3 protein-coding genes, 1 tRNA gene and 1 pseudogene are annotated in these 6,250 nt (G+C 66.4%); all 5 read right to left on the bottom strand.

Annotated elements, in window-relative coordinates:
- Positions 1 to 538, bottom strand: a 538-nt coding sequence (locus tag ACFDS3_RS18390) for a hypothetical protein (protein ID WP_375263801.1), incomplete at its 3' end; no start/stop codon positions are given.
- 391 nt (positions 539 to 929) lie between these two features.
- A tRNA-Ser gene (locus tag ACFDS3_RS18385) sits at positions 930 to 1,016 on the bottom strand.
- Between the two features lie 2,343 nt (positions 1,017 to 3,359).
- Positions 3,360 to 4,532, bottom strand: a complete 1,173-nt coding sequence (repC, locus tag ACFDS3_RS18380) for a plasmid replication protein RepC (protein WP_375263800.1) — start codon at positions 4,530 to 4,532, stop codon at positions 3,360 to 3,362.
- 304 nt (positions 4,533 to 4,836) lie between these two features.
- Positions 4,837 to 5,955: a plasmid partitioning protein RepB gene (gene repB / locus ACFDS3_RS18375; RefSeq protein ID WP_375263799.1), complete on the bottom strand. Its 1,119-nt coding sequence runs from the start codon at positions 5,953 to 5,955 to the stop codon at positions 4,837 to 4,839.
- A pseudogene (locus ACFDS3_RS18370) lies at positions 5,955 to 6,250 on the bottom strand (plasmid partitioning protein RepA); the annotation flags it as partial. The gene repB and the pseudogene ACFDS3_RS18370, both read right to left, overlap by 1 nt.

The raw sequence follows: 6,250 nt of genomic DNA, 5'->3' as shown, positions 1-6,250 counted from the left end.
TCAGCACATCGACCGAGATGGTCTGGCAGCCGACCGGTGTGGCGCTCGGCGCCATCTCCGTCATCGATGCCTGGAGGGGCGCTGTGGGCACGTTCGACGCGGCGGCCTTCGAGGTGGCCTGTTCGGAGGGCTTGGCGTTGCTTGCCGGCTGCACCGGCGCTTTCGGTGCGCTCCGGCGCGCGGCGCGGTTCATCGGAGCATCGAAGGACGGGGCATCCAGCGGATCGGCCAGCTTTGCACGGGCGGCGGCGCGCTGATCGGCGGTCCAGCGTTTCTTCTTTCGCAGGTTGGCTGGCGGCTCGAACGCGGCTTTCGGAGCCTCCGGGACCGTCGCCGTTGCCTGCATGGTCGTCGACAGGATGTCCGCGCGTCCCATCCTCAGGGCGCGCTTGGCGTCCGCCTGGATATTGAATCGGCTCCCGGGGTTCGACGGCGTCTTCGAGGCGAATACCGGATGCGGTGCATTCTCATGCGAAAGCTTGATATGCCCGCCATTCGCAATCTCAGGGGTCCACCCTTCATCCACGAGCTTCTGCATGGTCGCTCGCGTGTCCCTGCAAGTGACCCCCTTCAAGACCTGTCGCGCACTGCTCATTTATGCATCCTCCTTGGCTGGTAGGACTGCAGAATATCACGGTTTGCGAAAAAATTAAGTGAGAAGTTTAGCGCATAGTGAAGGATTTGGCAGAAGGCCGAGGTCTCGATCCCCATCCCATCTCTGGGACGCACCCGCTTCGAACGGAGCCGCGCCACCCGGCGCGTTGACCTTCCACTGGCGGTGCCCCGAGGACTCGAACCCCATGCCATCTCTGGCACCGACCCGCTTCCAACGGGCGCCGGGCCCTGCCCGGTCGAGACACCAACGGCCCGCGTTGCCCGCGGGCAAGCCGTGACGACATACAGCCTGGATCGGCTGAAGGAAGTTTGTGTGGCGGAAGGATGAGGAGTCGAACCTCGACGCCGAAGCGTCCCTGAGCTTTCAAGGCACCGCCCGGACCACTCCGGGTAATCCTTCCTTCGGGAGAAGATCCCTTGGCGGAAGGCGGTGGGCACGATCCACATCCCCGGAGGGACAGAGCGGTTAGCAGCCGGCTGCGGGCCCTGCCCGCTTCACCTTCCTCAGAGGGAACTGGATGATGAACTGCTACTCGACATGTGGTCGTCCTTTCTGCTGCCCAAAGAGATAGTCGCGTTGCGAAAAACCGTCAAGCGCCTTTTTGAAATCCGATGCATCGGTCCGTGGCACGGCGGTCGGTCGGCTAATGCCGAGGCACCCGAGCGCATGGAGGATCTGCGTATCGAAACGCCTGCTGATCGTGGGCCGTCCGATCCCGATTGCGCGTCATCGGTCTTCGGGGATGTGCCCGCGGGCAAGCCCGGAGCCCTCCTTCGGTAGCGTGCGGTCTCTCCCCGGTTGGCTCGGCGTGCGGACATCGTGTCAGCACACCCCGGCTTGCTCCATGCCGGGCGGATCGATCATCGAGGCGACCGCGACGCGGCGCGCGGGCCGCCTCCCCGCCCTTGGCTCCATCCACCGGCGGGGGGCCAGGCGCAGCGTCCTCTCTCGCCCCTTGCAGCATCGAAGCACCCTTGCGGCATCCTGCGCCTGCCAATCTGTCCTGTCGGCCGCAAGCCATCGAGCCGGGCTTCCCCTCGCGGCGTCCGACTGGTCGACCTCGATCTGCTGGAGAGCGTTGCGTGCGGCGAGGCTGCGGAAGCCAGGCCGCCCTCGTCCGGCCGGGGCATGTTTGCCCACGGGCAAGCGGGGCTCCACCCGCGCGCCCCAGGTCGGACGCGAGATGGCGCAGGACAGCCCTGCCCGCACTCTGCAGGTCTGGATCTCACCCTTGCCCCCCGGCCCGGCATGCGGTCCGGCGGGCACCCATTCTCCGCCTGCGAGCCCGGATCAATCACCGCCGCGCTCCCGGACTGCGACCCGCTCGCGTCGTGCGACCGGATCGCCCGCCGTGCGGGTCACGCTTGCCCGCGGGCAAATGCGGCTCCGCCCGCGTCCCCAAGCCGGGACGCCCCATGGCGCAGGACAGCCCCGCCCGACCCCGCGGGTCCGGATCACGCCGCTGGCCGTCCCTCCCGGAACGTCACCCGGTCCGCACCCATTCTCCATCTGCGCGCGCGGATCACTCGTTCCAGGTCTTTGGCCCACGAGCGGCCCACCTCGCGCGACCGGATCACGCTGGCCCCGGCGTCCTCTCGCGTTACCGCCGGATCCGTCGGCCCTCCCGGAAAGCTGCAGCCCGCGCCGCTGCTCAGGGCCAGCACAGCAGGGCCGGTGCGTTCGGCGCGCCGGTGGGCCGCGGAAGCTCGTCGAACGACGATCCTGGTCGGCGCCGCCGGCGGCGGCCGAAGGTCACCCATCTTGCCCTCGGCCAAGAGCGCAGGCAGGCGAGACGGCCTGGGTCGTTTGGTAGCTCGGTGGCGCGCGGACGACGGGGGCCGATCGGCCTGACGGCTCGGTCGTTCCCGGTGGCGCCTTCGGTCAGCTTCGAGCAGGGAAGGTCTGGACCGTCATCATGCTTCCGTGCTGCCCCGCAATCGGGCTCCCGGCGTCCCCGGGCCGGTGGTATGCCTGCGGGCAAGAGCCGAGGTGCGCTATGAGGGACCGGGGATAGAAGGCGCAGGGGCGAGAGGCCGCGATCTGCTTAATGGGCGGAGGATTGCTTCGTCCGCCCATGGCCCGCCGTCGCGCAGCGAAGCCAGCGCCCTCGGCGCGCTTCATCGTCACCCGTGGCATGGACCGAGTGTTTCGAGGGGTCCACGCGGGAGGCCTGAACGTCCCAGCGGCGCGCTTCGCATATGGGCTCACCCGCGGGCAAATGGCATCGCATTCTGACCTATTGCCCGGCGGGCAAAGGGTATTGCATTCTGACCTATTGCCCGACGGGCAAAAGGTATCGCCTGCTGACCTATTGCCCAGTGGAAAAAAGGTATCTCTTGCTGACCATTTGTCCGCTGGAAAAAAGGTATCTTTTGATGACCTATTGGCCGAGGGCAAGGCCCTGCGGGGCGGGCCGGTCGGGCATAGGGGGGCTTGAGATCCGCACGGGGCCGGGACCAACGTCTCGCGAGCTCCCCGAGCGAGCGAGCGACGACTGGCCGATCCGACGATATGGCTCAAGATGATCTGCGTGATTTCCCGTGGGCAAAGGCGTTTGCGCTGGCGCACGACGACTTACCTTCCGCCTCGCCGTTCCGCCGCTACCCCGTTCTCGGGCCGTCGCCACCAGATATCCCCCTGATGCGAGGCGCAGGTTCGGGCGAGGTGCGATCCTCCGGCAGCGGAAAGCGCGGAACCGATGAGACGCATATTGGCGGCCTGTCTTGCCCGTGGGCAAACAAGATCAGGCCGGAACCATCCGCCGCCGCGATACCCGGGCCAGCAGACCGGAGAGGTCGATCGATGCGCGCTTGGTGAGGGATCGCAGGTAGGCGCCTGGCGATCGGATCTGGTCGACCAGTTCGCACAAGCACAACACGGCGACGGAAACGCGCTCGGCGCCCAAGCCCTTCGCTGCCGCGACCATGACCTGTTCGTCGATGCCGATCATCGGCGCGAGTCTCCAGGCGCATCGCTGCAAGTCGCTCCACCCGCGCACGGGCTCCAACAGCATTGCCACGCTATCCTTGCATGTATCGATGACCTGTTCGATGCGGGGCAGGGGCGATCCCGTCGACCCGCGATCCGGTCTCTTGCCCGCGGGCAAGCCGAGGCTTCGGTGCTCCATTCCGGCCCCTGCCGCGCTTGGCTGCTCGTATTCGATCGGCTCACGGCGTGCTACGGTTTCCACTACAGCTTCCCTCGCAGCTTCACCCGGTTGCGATCGCAGCACCGGTTCGGGTTCAGCCCCTCGGTGTTCATCAGGTAGAGGTTCTTTTCCTGATCTCTGTAGGTGACGGCAGTCCTGGCCGGCAGTGGCGGCAGGAATGTCTGCTTCGGAGAGCTTAGACACGGCCGCGATGGCGCGCTCGGTCAGCTCCGCCAGACGTGCTGGGCAGGGCGCCCTGCGGCGCTCGCGACGGATCTCAGCGCAGAGCTCGGCCGCGACGTTTCGGTCCTCGAGCTGACGGCGCATGAGCGACAGCCGGTCGCGTTGAAGCTCGATTTGCAGCTCGCAGGCTTCGTGTTGCCCACGGGCAAGTGCGATCTCCCCAGCGCGTTCCAGCAGCGGAGCGACGTCGATTCCGTAGGCATCCACGATCGCGCCCTCGCCGTTCCGACGTGCGTAGCGCTTCCCGTTGGGGCTGCTTCGGCGCGCGATGAGACCGAGACCGGCCAGCCGTTTCAGATGGTGGCGCAGGCTTCGCTCGGACATGCCGTCTGCGCGGGAACACAGGGTCGCGTTCTTCGCGAAGACGATGCTGCTCTGCGCGCCCTTCATGGTGATGATCGAGATGAGCACGCGAAGCACTGAGAGATCGCCTTTCGCAAGGCCGATGCGTCGGCGGATCGCCGTCAGATCCTTCAGGATCTTCCAAGGATCGAGTGTGCGTGTGCTCGTGATGCCCGCGGGCAAGGGGGGGCAGGGGGCGCCTTCGGGCGTCCGGCCAAGTGCGGTGATGTCCATTCTCGCTACGCTGAGGCCGCAGCTACCCGATCGGCTGCGATCCGATCGGCAATACAAGACCGACAATCGCGCAGCCGTCACCGTTTTCCCGATAGGAAACGGTTGACAGTCATTCCTGGAGAGAGGTACACCGGGGGTGCAAATTGGTTGGTGGGCCTCTCGGGATTGAGTTCTCGGGGGGCTTTCCCTTTTGAAGGGGGCCTGCTGATGCGTCTCCTTTCCTTCTGGCGCAAGCGCCGGTTTCAGTTACGGCTCACTCGGAGCCGCTCTCCTCCAGCCAGTCCCGGTAGACCTTGCGCAACACGGTTTCCGCGTTGGCGTCGAACCAGGTGCTGAATTCCGGATGCTCGCTGTCCGGGATGGTCAGCGTCACGCCCTTCTTCACGCGCTTGAGCTCGGCCACGGGGCGACCGTCTCGCAGCGCGAGCTTGCGAGCGACGTTCACCGGCCCCGGCTTCGGGCGCGGGGCAGGCGACACGGCATTCGGTTCCGCCTCGACGGGCGAAGCGGGGTCTTCCTGCACGTCCGGAGCGAATCCGGATTCGGGCACACCTCCAGCAGTGTCCCCGGTTGCCCCTCCCGTCAAGTGTGCGGAAACTTTGTCGCGAAATAAAATCAACCGATCGTCGGAACTGGTTTCGGGGTCGAAGCCCTCCGGCAGGACGGTTTCGAAGGTTGCCATGGGATCCAGATCGTTCAGGCGGAGGAGATCGGCGAGCTCCGTCCAGGGACGCCGCCCCGATCCATGCGCTGATCCGATCGCCTCGATGAGGGGCAGGGGAAGCGTCTGGCTGACGAGGAGCATCCGCGAGAGACCCGACCTGTCGATGGAGAGCGCCGAGGTGATCGTCTCGGTCGGATAGCCCTCCTCCTTCATGGCGTTCGCGAACACCGCCTTCTCGACGAAGCTGGGATCCTTTCGCTGGCTGTTCTCCTGCCCTTGGGCAACGATCGCCTCCAGGTCGTCGAGCGTGCGAACCAGCGCCTTGATCGGGACGCCCAGGTCGCGCATTGCCGCAAGACGGCGCCGGCCGTAGACGATCTGGTAGCGATCCGGGTTCTTGGGGTGCGGCCGCACGAGGATCGGCACCTGCTGACCATGCTCCCGGATGCTCTCGCGCAGGGCCACGATATCCGCGTCGTCGATCGCCAGGCGGTCACGCAGGCCGTGGGCCTCGATGTGCTCGGGGTCGATCTCCCGGATCGTCCTGTTGGCGATGTCGCGGAAGTTCGACCGCATTGCCTGGACCGGGCCGAAGCCGAAGGGCGCGTCGCCCTCTTCCTCGGCGGCGGGGGAGGGGAGATCCTCGCGGTCGGGATCCTGATCGAGCGCGGCGCCGATGCCGGTGCGGAAGATGTTCTTGCGGGCCATCAGACGTTCCTTCCCCAAGCGCGGTGAATTTCCTGTTCGAGCTCGTCGCTCACGAGGTTGATCGACTCCAGGGCGCGCGAGAGGGTCGCGCGGTTGATCTGGCTGCGGTCGATTTCGTAGATCGTGTCGCTGGTCATGCCCGCGTCCGCGATGGCGGTCGACTTCAGGAAGGGATTGGTCATGACCAGCCCGGGGAACATGGAGCGCAGGAAGCCCGCCATCTGGGTCTGGGGGCCGTCCGTCGGCTCGTAGCGGCAGAGCAGGTAGCGCAGGAACTGGTAGTCGAAGCCGTGAC

Source organism: Palleronia sp., assembly GCF_042089775.1.
Classification (GTDB): Bacteria; Pseudomonadota; Alphaproteobacteria; order Rhodobacterales; family Rhodobacteraceae; genus Palleronia.
This window is presented reverse-complemented; position numbering and strand designations above follow the sequence as displayed.